Origin of the sequence: Christiangramia aestuarii (assembly GCF_009735585.1) — a bacterium.
GTDB lineage: Bacteria > Bacteroidota > Bacteroidia > Flavobacteriales > Flavobacteriaceae > Christiangramia > Christiangramia aestuarii.
Genome location: NZ_VJVW01000006.1, coordinates 58,804 through 74,155 on the forward strand (window position 1 = coordinate 58,804; position 15,352 = coordinate 74,155).

Below are 15,352 nucleotides of genomic sequence, written 5' to 3' on the forward strand. Positions count from 1 at the left end.
GTTAGGATATTAAAAATAAAAAAAAAGTAATAGTCTCGTTAACAGATAATTATAGATTTCGAAAGAAGCCAATAATCCTATATGGATAAAAAAACCGGGCGAAAACCCGGTTTATGTTGTTTATTCTGATGGACTATACCAAATGGGACTACTCCAGGCTCTCTCCTGTATACTTACCGGGAGATCTTCCCGTGGTTCCCTTCCAAGAGTTTTAGCATCGTAAGTACTCCATCTTGGAGTAGGGATCTGGATAACCCTCGCGTAATAGACTGCATATTGAGAAGGGTCAAATTCCGGATCGGTCCAGAGGGTCCTGAGTTCTATATCTCCAATATCATTAGTATATGAAGGCTCCGACGGATTCACTGTATTGCCTACCTCTGCAACGGTACCGTCTGAACTTATTTTGCGGTCGCCAGATACAGCCACATTAAAAATTTTCTCCTGTTGATTGCCATTGGAATCTACCCAACCTTTAATGATTTGAATTCTATCCAGGTTCGCACCATCAGGATCCTTCATCGCATGTACCAGAAAGGTGGGTGCATTACCATTCGATCCGGTAAGGTCTCCGCCCATGGGCACTCCGCCAGAATAAGCCGACTCTATCCAGTTATCCTGTTCCAGCATGTTTTCAGTAAAACCAAAACCACCAAAGAATCTTACCTTTAAGCGGGGACCGGAAGTAGCGAAGGTTTCCTTGCGCATGATCGCATCAAAGATGGCTTCGCGGGTATTGGAAACCGCCCAAACTCCGGCCAGTCCGGCACTTCCAAATGCCCTAACCTGAGCGGCCGATGCTTCATCTACTCCAGGAGGGCCATCAAGCCGATGTTCGGGATTGTTTTCAAAACCGAATTTCCCATGGTAGTTATCTTCTTCGATTGGGGAATAGGAATTATGAGTATCTGAATCCCCAATAAAGCCATATTTAAATGGATTTCCCTTTCCTTCCTGTTCGTATTTCAGGGAGCGGATAAGCGCCTCGCGCATATAGCCTCCGCGTTTGTTCTTAGGTTCTTTTGCACCGGCAGCCAGCGTATAATCCCAGATCTCAAAATTGGCAAATTCGTCGTTAGGAGAAAGAGAGGGGTGAGTTTCTGAAGCACCCTTTATCTGGATTAGTTCAAACACCGGCTCATTTCGCCTTCGGGTTTGAGAATATTCCTTATTGATCGTACTTCCACCGTAAGTTTCTCCAATGGGAAACATCATTCCGTCACTGGCATTTCCATTATGAGGAACGGCCAGCAATCGGCTTCCCTGGGAACGTTGATGTTCCATCCATTTCCAGAGATCCTCGGGCACATCTGAATCTACAGCCGAAAAAGGAACTGCCGGTACGTTTTTGGTATCTCTGAATAATACTACCCTGTGGAGATTCCTCCAGTCTGGAGCAGCCGTCCACTCGAAAGCTGCAAAAGTGGTAAAGCTGCCCGGCTTATAATGTTTATCGGCGTAATCCACAACCTGGTCCCACATATTCGCGGCAAAAGTTGAATCACCAAGAATGGAATCCTTTTCCCTGTAGGTATAAATTCCATCTGAGATCTTTCCATAGGCCTCAAAAGATGCTACCGGATCGTCGCCGGTAATATCTCCAGCCAGTGGATGTTTACTCATCATGCTGTTTTCATCTTCCATCTTAGGCAGGGCGCCCAGGTATTCGGCATGGTCAGAAACCGCATACCAGTCCAGTGGTTTGTCGATTTTTAAAGTCGATCCATCGCCGCCACCTGCAATGGTTTCTCCCTGTGCCCACCGGTAGGCATCATCAGGTCCGGTGACCGACCCGTTGATGTAGCCATCAAAGGACCAGCTGGTATGAACATGTAAATTACCGAAATAAGCCTCTTTCAAAGGGTTTTCCTGGATCTCAGGTTCATCGGTTTCATTAGAGGTTTGAGTAGTATCTTCAGAATCCTTATCAGACTTACAGGATATGAAAATTATGAGGGCAAATATGAATAAATAAGGTCGCAGCTTCATATTAAAAGGTATTAGCGAGTTAGTTAAACATCTAATTTACTGAAAAACAGTTTTTTAAGTGTTTTTTTGTATTTTAATGTTCGCTTTTTCAGAAAAATATCTGGGAAAGAACTCTGTGTAATTAAAAAAACTACCAACTATGAAAAATTTATTCAGGTCGCTCGGGATACTATTAAGCTTTTGCCTTTTCTGGAGCTGCGGCGATGAAAAAAAGGAAAATGCCGAAAATGAAACTGCTTCCAACAATATGGAAAGCGAGCAGATCGAAAGAAATCCACTAAAAGAAGCCTATTTTGGAGACACCCACGTGCATACCGGCTGGTCATTTGATGCCGGCCTTGATGGCGCAACCCTAACTCCAACCGATGCCTATAGATATGCCATAGGTGAAGAAGTCACTTCAAATTCTGGGATAAAAACTCAGTTATCTCGTCCTTATGACTGGTTTATGATCACCGATCATTCCGATGGAATGGGAACCATCAATGAAGTGATCGATGGAAATGCTGAAATGATGGAAAGTGAAGTGCTGCAAAGGTGGAACGAGGCTTTTGCTTCAGGCAGTGAGGAAGCTGCAGGTGATGCCAAAAGTGAGGTCATCAACCTGCAGTCTAATGGACAGTTACCAGACCAAATAATGGATCCAAAATGGATGGAAACCGCATGGAATAAAACCATTGATGCGGCAGAGCAATTCTATCGTCCCGGTGAATTCACCACCTTTACCGCCTATGAGTGGACGGTGAATGCCGGAGGTGGAGATAACCTGCATAGAAATATAATCTATAAAGAAGGTGGCGACCAGGCTCGTGATATCCTTCCCTTTACAACTTTTGAATCTGAAGACGCTAAGAAACTTTGGGAGTGGATGGCCAATTATGAGGCCAAAACCGGGGACAAATTACTGGCCATTCCTCATAATGGTAATATGTCTAACGGCCGGATGTATGAAGAACAACAATTCGATGGTTCCCCTATGACCAAAGAATGGGCTCAAATGAGACAGAAATATGAAAGACTTATGGAATTGTTCCAGTATAAAGGGCAGAGTGAAGCTCACCCATTCCTTTCCCCAGAAGATGAATTCGCCGATTATGAGCTCTGGGATCGTGGTAACCTGGTGTTGAAGCCAAAGGAATCAAAGGAAACCTGGAAGTACGAATACTGGCGTGAAGGGCTTAAATCTGGGATGAGGATCAAACAGGAACTTGGAGTTAACCCTTTTATGTATGGCTCCAATAGTGCAACAGATACGCATACGGGAATATCATCAGTAGAAGAAGACGAATTCTATGGGAAGTTTAAGACCGTGGAACCCAGCAATAAAGAAAGATGGAATTTTCCATTAATTTCAGGGAACAACGATGCCTATAAAGGCTGGGAAATGGCGGCTTCTGGTATTATGGGTGTCTGGGCAGAATCTAATACCCGTGAGGATATCTGGGAAGCCATGTATAGAAGAGAAACTTTTTCCACTACCGGTCCACGTATGAAGATCAGGTTTTTTGGAGGTTTTGATTATACCGAAGAAGATAAAAATGACCTGGCAAAAAATGGATATGATAAAGGTGTAGCCATGGGCGCCATGCTTGGCGCTGCTCAAAATGATAAAGCACCAACATTCCTAATCCAGGCGATGAAGGATCCGGAAGGTGCGAACCTGGACAGGGTACAGGTAATCAAAGGCTGGGTAGATGCCAATGGTGAGACCCAGGAAAAGATCTATCAGGTAGCCTGGTCGGGAGATCGAAAGCTTGATAACAGTGGCAAGCTTCCCGCAGTGGGAAATACAGTAGATATGGAAACTGCAGAATATACCAACGATATTGGGGATACTGAATTCACTACCTACTGGACCGATCCAGACTTCGATTCAGCATTACCCGCCTTTTATTATGTAAGAGTATTGGAGATCCCAACACCCCGCTGGACATTATATGATAAAATAAGACATGATCTGGACCTTCCAGATGAAGTTCCCCTGGTACACCAGGAGCGAGGAGTAAGTTCTCCCATCTGGTATAACCCGGAATAGGAAATGAATTAAATTTAAAAAAGCCTGGATTTTAATCCGGGCTTTTATTTTTTAAGTAACTGTAATTCAGATTTTTAGTATCTTAATGTACGCTTTTGAAAAATTATTCCGAGATAAAAGTGTTCAATAAAACTACCAACCATGAAAATTTTTTTTAAGCCATTTGCGATACTGTTCAGTCTTTGCCTTTTAGGGAGCTGCGAAGATGAAAAAAAGGAAATTTCAGATGAATTAGCCATAAATAGTGGGACTGAAACTAAAGCAGTTGCAGAGAATCCGCTTAAAGAGGTGTTTTGGGGAGATACGCACCAGCATACGGGGAACTCATTCGATGTTTACCTGTTTGGTACTCCTAATTCCACCCCGGAGATCGCTTATAGGTTCGCCAAAGGGGAAGCGGTGAAAAGTCCTACCACGGGTGAAACCATGCAGTTAAGCAAACCCCTGGACTTCCTGGTAGTGGCAGACCATGCCGAATTAATGGGCTCTATCGCCCTGATGTATGAAGACACCCCTGGAATTTCTGATACCAAATCTGGAAAGGCATTCCTGGAAATTTCCCCGAACGCAGATGAGGAAGGAATGCAGAAGATCTATGACATTTTAAATTATGCAGCCTTTGACCAGCCAAATGAAGCCAATTTAACCGGAAAAGACCTGATCAACGATCTTGGAGGTGAAAAAAGGAAAACAGCCTGGAATAATTACCTGGAAACAGCCAGGGCTCACAATGATCCTGGGAAATTCACAACCCTTATTGGCTGGGAATGGAGCTCAAATAATGGCGGGGCGAACCTTCACCGGATAGTTTTTATGCCCCAGGATGAGGAAATAGCCAGTAAATTTATACCATATAGCGCCTTAAGCAGTGATGATCCTGAAGATCTGTGGGATTGGCTCGATGAAACCAGTTCCCGAACAGGAGCCGATTTTGTGGCGATTCCGCATAATCCAAATATCAGTCTCGGGCTTATGTTCCCTGAGGTTCGTTTGAACGGTGAACCGGTGGACGAAGCTTACGCTCTACAAAGAATGAAGTGGGAACGAGCCGTGGAGATCACCCAGATCAAAGGAGATTCTGAAACACATCCGGCGCTATCTCCCAATGATGAGTTCGCCGATTTTGAAACCTACGATTTTGCTTTAACCCCCGAGGGTACAAGGCCAGACCCAACCCTTGCAGATTATGTTAGGACAGGCCTTATGCGAGGCCTGGAACTGGAAAAAAAGCTTGGAACCAATCCATATAAGATTGGTCTTATTGGTAGTTCAGATTCCCACACAGGAATGAGTGCAATCCAAGAAAATAATTTTGCCGGGAAGGGGCAGCATGATGCCACTCCAGAAAAACGCCCACATCCTACAGGAATTGGCTCTTCAAAAGGCTGGGATATGGGTGCAGCCGGATGGGTTGGGGTATGGGCCGAATCCAATACACGTGAAAGTCTGGTCGAGGCATTTAAAAGAAAAGAGGTATATGCCACCACTGGCCCAAGGATCAACTTGCGATTCTTCGGCGGTTTCGAGTATGCTGAAGATGATGTTTCAGCAGAAATTATGGTTGAAACAGGTTATGATAAAGGAGTGCCCATGGGTGGTGATCTTTATAATACTGAAGGAAAGGCTCCGTCTTTTATGATAGCCGCGATAAAAGATCCTGATGGAGCAAATCTTGATAGAATTCAGGTGGTTAAAGGTTGGTTGGGAGCCGATGGAAAATCAAAAGAAAAGGTATTTGATGTGGCTCTTTCCGGTGATCGCACCGATGGTAGCCAGGCTGTGGGTAACACAGTAGACCTTAAGACAGGAAAATATACCAACAGCATTGGCGCCTCTGAACTCTCAACCTTGTGGACCGATCCAGAATTTGATGCCGGTCAAAGCGCATTTTATTACGTTAGGGTATTGGAAATTCCTACGCCAAGGTATTCCTTACTGGACGCTATAGAATTGGGGATAGATGTGAAGGAAACCAATCATCCTGCCACCATCCAGGAGCGTGTCTACAGTTCTCCAATCTGGTATAACCCGGAATAGAAATCTGTACCAAAGATTAAAGCCTGAAATTCAAAAGACTGCAGGTTTTTTTTTGGGAGAATTTAAAAAATGAAGTTTTAGAATAAAAAATTGACATTCAGCCTAGTGCTGAAATAATTAGACAATTGTTAAAAATCATAGCTAAGCCCTTGATTTAACTGTAAAACTCTGAATAATAGATTGTTAGTAGTGTTTGTGATGTTTTTTCACTAAATTAAGGCTTGCTTTTAAGCATAACCAATCCGAATCTCATAACCATTACAGGTCCTTTACAAAAGATGGCTCTTTCCCCACGCGCCGTTAAGATAACTTAACCCCATTATTTAACTGAAATATTGTGTTTACCTGCCAGGGAAAGTACCCGGCACTATTACTTGAGAGAGATCAATTACTTATAACCGCTAAAACCAACACTATGAAAAAAAGTCTCGCTATTTTTATTTTATGTCTTGGGCTTATTACTAGCTCAGTTATGGCACAGGAAAAACCCAATATCCTCGTGATATGGGGAGATGATATTGGCTGGACCAACCTGAGTGCTTATGAGCACGGGGTAATGGCTTATACCACTCCCAATATTGACCGGATAGGTGAAGAAGGGATCATTTTTACAGACCATTACGCACAGCCTTCCTGTACGGCAGGACGTGCCGCATTTATTACCGGGCAGTATCCTATACGTTCAGGAATGACCACCGTTGGTCAGCCGGGAGACGCATTAGGCTTGAAAAAGGAATCGCCAAGTCTGGCAGAGGTATTGAAAAAGCAGGGGTACCGTACAGGTCATTTCGGGAAAAATCACCTTGGAGACCGCAATGAGCATTTACCAACCGTTCATGGTTTTGATGAGTTCTTTGGTAACCTTTACCACCTGAACACCCAGGAAGAAGCTGAGCAACGCGATTACCAGAATTTTGGAGAAGCCTATTCAGGTTCCCTGGAAGAATATGAAAAGAAATTCGGTACCCGTGGAGTGCTTCATTCCTTCGCTACAGAAGAAACCAATAACCAGTCTGATCCTCGATTTGGACCGGTAGGAAAGCAGCGTATTGAAGATACCGGCCCACTTACCCAGGAACGAATGAAGAATTTTGATCGTGAGGAAGTGATCCCAAAAGCTCTTGATTTTATAGAAGGATCCAAGGATGCTAATGAGCCTTTCTTTGTTTGGCTAAACACCAGCCGTATGCACCTGTACACCAGGATCGAAGATAAATGGCTGGAAAAGGTCGAAAAATATACCTCGGAAGCAGATTATTATGGAGCAGGAATGCTTCAGCACGATTCAGATATAGGTTATGTACTGGACCAGCTGGAAGAAATGGGAATGCTTGAAAATACCATTGTACTATATTCTACAGATAATGGTCCCGAACATGCTTCCTGGCCACATGGAGGTACTACTCCATTCCGCGGTGAGAAGATGACCACTTACGAAGGTGGAGTTCGTGTTCCCTGTATGGTGAGATGGCCAGGTAAGATCCCTGCGGGTCAGCAATTAAATGGTATCCAAAGCCATATGGACCTGTTCACCACACTTGCCGCAGCTGCGGGAGTAGATAATGTTGCAGATAAAATGATGAACGAGAAAAAACAGTATATCGATGGGTTGAACAACCTGGATTACTGGATGGGAAAATCAGACAAATCTGAGCGAACCCATATTTTCTATTACTATGAAAGTAAACTAACCGCGGTGAGAATGGGCCCTTGGAAGTTCCATTTCTCCACCAAGGAAGATTATTATGCCAACGTGGTTCCACGTACAGTGCCGCTGGTTTTCAATATCCGCATGGACCCATATGAAAGTTATGACAGTACAGATTCTTACGGGCATTTAATGCAGAAAGTTTCCTGGTTGATCCAGCCTATGGGAGAGCTTATGCAGAAGCATTTGCAAACCCTGGCAGAGTATCCCCCAGTACAGGGAGGTAAATCCTTCGATATGTCTAATGTGGTGGATGAGTTCATCAATAAGGCAAGGCAATAATATTAGATTCCTTTAGGAGCTGTGAAGATTAATTAGTTGAGAAGCCGAAGATGATCTGGATACATTCAGGTTGTCTTCGGCTATTTATGCCTCTTCCATGATTTTTTTAACAAGTCTCGAGGATCAATAATCTAGATGTTCTTATAATTCGATTGTAATATGAAAAATTTAGCAAAATGTAGCCTGCTTGTTTTCCTCTGCCTGTTTGGTTTAAATCTATCTGCTCAGGAAGAAACAGAACTTGAAGCCGAACATGAGCAGCATGAAGAGCACCGACATAAGCATGTAATTTCCCTGGGGATAGGTCACGCCCATATTAACTCAGGAGTTGAAAATGGTGAAAAACAATGGCTGGTCTTACCCTCCTGGATGCTGGACTATAATTTCTGGTTCACCGAAAAATGGGCCATAGGATTGCATAGCGATATGATCATCGAAACATTCGAAGTGGAAGATGAGCACAGCTCAGAAGCTGTCATAGAAAGGGAGAATCCCATCGCCCTGGTAGGTGCTTTATCCTTTCAGCCTATTGAATGGCTGAGCCTGGTAGCCGGGGGTGGGGTAGAATATGAGGCAAACGAGAGCTTCGGGCTGGTAAGGCTTGGAGTGGAGCCTCACTGGGAGATACACGAAAAATGGGAAATATTTGTCAATATTGGCCACGACATCAAATTCGATGCTTACAACACATGGAACCTGGCCCTGGGAATTGGCCGCGGGTTTTAGAGCTTTCCCCTACTAACTAATCCTCCTTACAATGAAACAATTTTATCTTTTTCTTATTCTTTTCAGCTTGAGTGCTCAGCTATTCAGCCAGGCAGAACATAAGCCTAAGGAGGAACAGAAAAAGATAAAAATAGCCGGGGTTCCCTATGTGAATTATAGCAGGACCGTAGGTTTTTCCTATGGCCTCCTGGGAGCCGCATTTTACAAACTGAATGCTAATGATACCATCTCTCCTTCTTCGTCTACTACGGTAGCTGCTCTTTATTCAACTTCTGAAAGCTATATAGCCATGGGGATACAGCAGTTCTATTTTGCCGAGGATCGCTGGAGGGCGAAAATTTCAGGGGGAGTAGGAAACGGGAATCTCCAGGTCTACCAGAATTTCTATGCCGGGGGCACTTTTATAGATTACAGTACCAAGGTTAAATTTTTATTGGGTGAGGTGGCCAGGCGGGTAGCACCAGATCTCTATGTGGGACTATCGGGAGGGATCGCCAATGCCCGTACCGAGTTCGACCTGGACCTTCCTTTTACCGAACGCCGGCCAACCATAGATATCCCCATTAACTATGTGGGAACTTTTATTCAAAGTGATTCACGTAACAATGTAAACTACCCGAATATAGGTCATAACATCATGGCCAGTTTTAAGACAGCCGGAGAATGGCTGGGCAACGAATCTGGATTCAACCAGCTGGAACTCACTTACGATCTTTACAAACCACTAAAATCTGGAAGAGACATCTTTCTGGCCCGTTATTATTCAATTAGTTCCTTTGGCGACGTGCCTTTTGTAGGACAGAATACCGTGGGAGGGGATAATATTAGAGGCTACTCTGAAGGCAAGTACCGGGATGACCAGCTTTACTCCATGCAGGCCGAATACAGGCATAATTTCATGCCGAAATTCGGGATGGTCTTCTTTGGTGGATTCGCCACTGTGGTTCCCGAGATCTCTGAAATCTTTGAACATGAGTTTTTACCCGGCATTGGGACAGGTGTTCGTTATCTCTTACTGCCGAAAGAAAAGATAAATATAGGCCTGGATGTGGCCGTAGGAAAGGATGACTGGAGCCTGAGTTTTAGAATTTCAGACGCTTTCTCTAGATAATTTAAATCCCCCGGAAGATGAAAAAGAAAGAACGAATTTTAAAGAGCAATTTTGGAAATGGAGTATGCGCTGTTCTAATTCTATTGCTGGGATTTTTTTTTACACAACCCACCCAGGCGCAGGTCTCGAAATTAAGCAAGAGCGAGCGCGATAGCCTGGCCGCCATCCCCTACCCCTATATCCTGCCAATATTTGGGGGAAAGATAAGGGAACGAGGCATAGATTTTCCGCATCCATTTGGTATCATGGCGAACTATATCTACCAGGAATCAAAATACGACTTGGAAAATCCGCAAATCGGTATTGGCGATTCAGACCTGGTGAGCATAGATTTCGTCGATTTCAAGACCGTGAAGAACCGAACCAACATCCTCAACTTCAGGGCCGATGCCTGGTTATTTCCATTTCTAAACGTTTATGGAATTTACGCGAGGTCTGAGTCACGCAGTAATATCGAAATTGGTTTTCCGCTGAATATCGAGGTAGAAGCAAATCCTACCGGGGAAACCTGGGGTTTCGGAACGGTGGTCGCTTATGGGCTGGGAAATTATTTCGCTGCAGGGAATTTGAACTATTCCTGGACCAGCATCAGTTCACTGGATGATCCTGTACAGGGAACGGTCGCCTCCCTAAGGTTTGGACGTAATTTTCAATTAGGCAAAGCCAACCGAAGCTTTATCCCCACGATAGGGATACAATACCAGAGAATCACCCAGGATTCGGGCGGTGAACTTCCCATTTCAAATATTTTCGCCTCCTTCGATGAGGACGATCTCAACGAATTAAAATCGCAGATCGCCGATGAGGCCATGAACTGGTATGACGAATTAAGCCTGCCTCAAAAACTGGTGGTAGATCGCCTGGTAAACGCCCTGGATAACTGGCTTTCCGGAAGGGATCTGGGCAGCACTCCACTGCGCTACAGCTTCGACAAGGTTCCTTTAGGCGAATGGTCTTTCCAGGTTGGCTTCCAGTATAATCATAGCAAACACTGGTGGTACAGGCTGGAAACAGGTTTCGGTCCGGGCCGTTTTCAACTTATGACATCCATAAATTATCGCTTCGGAATATGAAATCCTGCCAGCTAAAATATTTCTGTTTCCTGCTGCTGTTGCTCTTCTGTATGGAAGGCTACGCGCAGGAAAAGGGGATCAAGGGCTATATGAAAAGAAGAGCCGTAAAGAAAGAAGCGGCCATAGAGGAAGGCCGCCCTTTCCTGAGCGTGCTTGCCGGGCCGGGATACACTCCAGAAAATGGACTTTTAATAGGTGGTGGCATTCTATATACTTTTAAAACGAATCCTGAAGATTCCCTGATACAGAGATCTTCAATTCCCATAAATACCTTCATCAGCACCAAGGGGAATTATGGTTTCAACGCCAAAATGGCCACGTTCTGGTTCCAGGATAAGCTACGCATCAATTTCGTGGGGAAATTTTCCAATGCCAATGATAATTATTTCGGGGTCGGATTTTCAGAGATCAACCGGCTTTCCCTTGGCGATAGCACCACAGCCTATAAAAGGGAATCCTATAAGATCTCCCCAACAGTTCTTTTTCGGCTAATGAAAAATATCTATGGAGGTTTGGGTATAGACCTCAACAGGTCAAAGGTTACTGAACTAAATCCTTTTATGGAACAGAATGCCTATTTCCGGGAATTTGGTCCGGAAAATTATAATGCCGGTCTTAAGTTCACCGCCAGTTACGACAGCAGGGATATCACCGTGAATGCCTGGAAAGGCTGGTTCGTTAACTTCAATGCGACCTTCTATGGCGATTACCTGGGTAGTGATAATGATTATAATATTTATGAACTGGACATAAGGACCTATCATCAGCTGAATCGGGAAGGAAATACGCTCGCCTTAAAATTATATGGCCGTGTGGGCACCGGGGATATCCCTTATGAAGAATTATCCAGGATAGGTGGCACCAATGCCCTAAGGGGTTATATAGATGGGCAGTACAGGGACAGGACCGGGGTGTACCTGATCTCTGAATGGCGACATATGTTCCTGAAGTCTAACGAAGAGCTAAGTAAACATGGGATCGCAGTCTGGCTGGGTTCGGGTAGTATCGCCGATGATTTGGACGCAATAAACGAGTGGATCCCCAACCTGGGAGTGGGTTACAGGTTGGAAGTTCAGCCCAGGATGAACCTGAGGATAGATTTTGGAATTGGTCGGGAATCTTCGGGGCTTTATTTCAATTTTACTGAAGCCTTTTAAAGCTTAACAATTGAATTACAGTGTATTATGAATTATAATAGTAGCTTTAATATTTTTCCCAAGGGAAAGGAATAAACCTAAAAACTGAATTATGAAAGATTTATTACTTCGATGGAGCAGGACTTTAGTGGTCTTTATACTTATAATTAGTCTTCCAGCATTGTCTAATGCGCAGGAGGAGGATGGTGGTGCACCCAGTGCAGAAGAACTGGCAAAAAAGCTTCAGAACCCGGTCGCTAGTTTGATAAGTGTCCCCTTCCAGGGAAACTTCGATTTTGGGATAGGACCGGACGATGGAAGTAGATATACCCTGAACATTCAACCCGTTGTTCCCATCAGCATAAGCGAAAACTGGAATCTAATTGGCAGGGTGATCCTGCCTATTACCACTCAAAACGACGTCTTCGGAAATAGCGGCAGGCAAACGGGCCTGGGTGATATGGTGGCCAGTGCTTTCTTTTCACCTAAGGAACCTACATCAGGAGGTTTGATCTGGGGAGCCGGTCCGGTCTTCCTGGTACCTACGGCCACAGATGATCTTGGGACCAAGAAATTCGGGATAGGACCAACGGGAGTTGTGCTCAAACAAATTGGTGATGTTACTATTGGCGCCCTGGCCAACCATATCTGGTCTGTTGCCGGCGATGATGATATGCCCGATGTTAATTCCACCTTCGTACAACCCTTTATCGCAAAGAACTTCGCGGGAGGCTATGCGATTGCCCTGAATACGGAGCTAACACAAAGCTGGGATTATGATGCAACGAATGGAACTGTAAACCTTATAGGTTCCAAGGTGATAAGTATTGGCAGCCAGTTGGCCCAGGTTGCCGTGGGACCGCGTATCCCCTATGGCAATGCTAATACCGCGGAATGGGGCTTCAGGGCAATGTTGGTACTTTTATTTCCGAAATAGAAATATCAATCAAGTGCATTAGTTTGGTCATGCTCTTTTAAAAATAGATTAAGTTTGCTTAGATCATAATAAATAGGAATTGAAGGTCAATTCAGAAAATTATAGGAATATCCTGGAAAATATTGGGAGGTACGTAAAACTGTCAGATGCTGACATCAATCGTCTTGTTGGAATAATTCAAACCGCCAGGATCAAAAAGCGACAATTCATCGACCAACCTGGTTATACCAGTCAGTATAGGAATTACATCGTTAAAGGATCATTCCGGTCTTTCTTTCTGGATGCTGAAGGTAAGGAACACACAGTACAGATTGCTATGGAAGACTGGTTTGTAAGTGATTTTTATAGTTATATCACCCAGACTCCGGCCACTCTTTTTGTAGAAGCACTGGAAGATTCGGTTATTTTAAGGATGTCCTATGAAGAAATTGAAGGTCTATGCAAGGAGATACATGGGTTAAGTGAGTATTTCAGGATCACTACAGAACGAGCTTTCGCCTTTTCCAGAAAAAGGGCTTTATCCAGCCTAAGCATGACTGCCGAAGAACGATACTTAGAATTACTTGAAAGGTATCCTGCCATGGTAGATCGCATTCCCCAGAAGATTATCGCTTCTTACCTGGGCATGACCCCCGAATTTCTATCCCGAATTAGAAAGAATCTCTCCTCTCAATCTTGATCTAGGTCAAGATTATTTCCTAAACCAGGTCATTTTAAAAAAGTTCTATTCAGCTCAACTTTGTATAGTCAATATTGACGAACTAAAAACAAAGTATTATGAGTTTAAGAACAGAAACACCTTCATACCAGGATGGATTGAAGGAATTACAGGGAAATTTAAGCAATATGCTTCCTGGGGAGGCTTTAGCCATTTTTGAGGAAGATGCGACAGCACTGGAAGCCCAGCATCAGGATATTCTAAAACTAAGCAAAGGAGACCTGGCTCCTAATTTTATCCTGAATAATGCTGTTGGGGAAACTATTCAGTTAAATAACTTACTTCAAGAAGGCAAAGTGGTACTGGTATTTTACCGGGGGTCCTGGTGTCCTTATTGTAATTTGCAGCTAAAGCAATATCAGCAGGTGCTAGACAGAATGGAGGATCTGGGGGCACAATTGGTAGCTGTTTCTCCCCAAACTCCAGATGAATCCCTTAACTTAAAGGAAAAAAATGAACTTGATTTTCAGGTGTTGAGTGATCCTGCAAACCTGGTAGCCAGAAAATATACAAGTGTATTTAGGAATGCCGATAAACCTGTAAAGGCAATGGCAGATCTTGGAATCGATTTCAATTCATATTATTCTGACGATTCCCAGGAGCTACCGGTTCCCGCAGTATTCATTATCGAAAAGGATGGAAAGGTTTCCTTTACCAGGGCAACAGGAGGTGATTACCGTAACAGGGTGGAGCCTTCAGAAATAATTGACGAATTAGCTAAATCTTAAGTTATGGAAGCTGGAGAAAAAAGAATATGGTTTATTACCGGGATATCAAGCGGATTGGGTAAGGCACTTGCCCAATCTGTTATTGACAGTGGAGATTTCATGATTGGTACCTTCCGGACCAGGCCAGAAGTGGTTGAATTCAATAGGAAAAATAGCCAATCCGCCTATGCTGTGCGGCTGGATCTTACAGATCAGGAAAGCATTGGTTTGGCTTTGAAGAGCGTCATGCAGAAGTTCGGAAGAATTGATGTTTTGGTAAACAATGCCGGAATTGGTTTCGCGGGTGCTATTGAGGAAGCTTCGGAAGATGAGGTAAGGAACGTTTTCGAGATCAATTTCTTCGGTACCCTTAATTTGACCAGGCAGATCCTACCAATTATGCGAAAACAGCGGAAAGGACATATTATTCAAATTTCTTCTCATGCCGGTGTTAAATCCTTTCCGGGTTTCGGAATATATAATGCAAGCAAATTTGCTTTAGAAGGATTCAGTGAGGCTTTAGCCCAGGAAATTGAACCTCTTGGAATCAGACTGACTATTGTGGAACCCGGTCCATTTAGAACCGAATTCGCCGGAAAAGGATTATTAACTGCAGCTAATATGATCGCTGAATATTCTGAAACTGCAGGAGCCTTCCGAAAGAAACTTAAAGAGGTGCATGGAATACAGGAAGGAGATCCGGTAAAGGCGGGCAGGGCAATCATAGATATGGTAAATTCCAAAAAATCTACATTGCGACTTCCGTTAGGTAAAACTCCGTTGACGACCATCCAAATGAAAATAGACAGTTTGCAATCCGATCTGGATGCCAACAAAGAAATTGCTGAAAGCGTGATCTTTTAAAACATATATAGAGGGAGGCTGTTTAACTT

The 15,352-nt window shown here is 43.9% G+C and carries 12 protein-coding genes; 11 read left to right on the top strand and 1 reads right to left on the bottom strand.

What is annotated here, in order from left to right:
• Window positions 1-120 precede the first annotated feature (120 nt).
• The gene (locus FLP08_RS14160; protein WP_156277666.1) at window positions 121-1,989 is read right to left on the bottom strand and encodes a DUF3604 domain-containing protein; all 1,869 of its coding nucleotides are present in this window, start codon (window positions 1,987-1,989) and stop codon (window positions 121-123) included.
• Between the two features lie 139 nt (window positions 1,990-2,128).
• On the opposite strand from FLP08_RS14160, the gene FLP08_RS14165 reads away from it, so the two are divergent.
• From FLP08_RS14165 to FLP08_RS14215, 11 genes are all read left to right on the top strand, one after another.
• Window positions 2,129-4,024: a DUF3604 domain-containing protein gene (locus tag FLP08_RS14165; RefSeq protein ID WP_156277668.1), complete on the top strand. Its 1,896-nt coding sequence runs from the start codon at window positions 2,129-2,131 to the stop codon at window positions 4,022-4,024.
• 141 nt (window positions 4,025-4,165) lie between these two features.
• Window positions 4,166-6,061: a DUF3604 domain-containing protein gene (locus tag FLP08_RS14170; RefSeq protein WP_156277670.1), complete on the top strand. Its 1,896-nt coding sequence runs from the start codon at window positions 4,166-4,168 to the stop codon at window positions 6,059-6,061.
• Between the two features lie 415 nt (window positions 6,062-6,476).
• The gene (locus FLP08_RS14175) at window positions 6,477-8,051 is read left to right on the top strand and encodes an arylsulfatase (RefSeq protein WP_202912779.1); all 1,575 of its coding nucleotides are present in this window, start codon (window positions 6,477-6,479) and stop codon (window positions 8,049-8,051) included.
• 159 nt (window positions 8,052-8,210) lie between these two features.
• Window positions 8,211-8,777: a hypothetical protein gene (locus tag FLP08_RS14180; protein ID WP_156277671.1), complete on the top strand. Its 567-nt coding sequence runs from the start codon at window positions 8,211-8,213 to the stop codon at window positions 8,775-8,777.
• Between the two features lie 31 nt (window positions 8,778-8,808).
• Window positions 8,809-9,888 carry a BamA/TamA family outer membrane protein gene (locus FLP08_RS14185; RefSeq protein ID WP_156277672.1) on the top strand — a complete coding sequence of 360 codons (1,080 nt, stop codon included), beginning with the start codon at window positions 8,809-8,811 and terminating at the stop codon, window positions 9,886-9,888.
• Window positions 9,889-9,905: 17 nt separating this feature from the next.
• Window positions 9,906-10,961 (top strand): hypothetical protein, encoded by a 1,056-nt coding sequence (locus FLP08_RS14190; protein ID WP_156277673.1) that lies wholly within the window; start codon window positions 9,906-9,908, stop codon window positions 10,959-10,961.
• Entirely contained in the window at window positions 10,958-12,118 is a 1,161-nt protein-coding gene (locus tag FLP08_RS14195; protein WP_156277675.1) for a BamA/TamA family outer membrane protein, read from the top strand. Before FLP08_RS14190 ends, FLP08_RS14195 begins: the two co-directional genes overlap by 4 nt.
• Window positions 12,119-12,209: 91 nt before the next feature.
• The gene (locus FLP08_RS14200) at window positions 12,210-13,034 is read left to right on the top strand and encodes a transporter (RefSeq protein ID WP_156277676.1); all 825 of its coding nucleotides are present in this window, start codon (window positions 12,210-12,212) and stop codon (window positions 13,032-13,034) included.
• A gap of 79 nt (window positions 13,035-13,113) precedes the next feature.
• On the top strand, window positions 13,114-13,713 hold the full coding sequence (locus FLP08_RS14205; RefSeq protein WP_202912780.1) for a Crp/Fnr family transcriptional regulator: 600 nt from the start codon (window positions 13,114-13,116) through the stop codon (window positions 13,711-13,713).
• 98 nt (window positions 13,714-13,811) lie between these two features.
• Window positions 13,812-14,480, top strand: a complete 669-nt coding sequence (locus tag FLP08_RS14210) for a peroxiredoxin-like family protein (RefSeq protein ID WP_156277677.1) — start codon at window positions 13,812-13,814, stop codon at window positions 14,478-14,480.
• A 3-nt stretch (window positions 14,481-14,483) separates the two neighbouring features.
• Window positions 14,484-15,323 carry an oxidoreductase gene (locus FLP08_RS14215; protein WP_156277679.1) on the top strand — a complete coding sequence of 280 codons (840 nt, stop codon included), beginning with the start codon at window positions 14,484-14,486 and terminating at the stop codon, window positions 15,321-15,323.
• The last annotated feature ends 29 nt before the right edge of the window (window positions 15,324-15,352 follow it).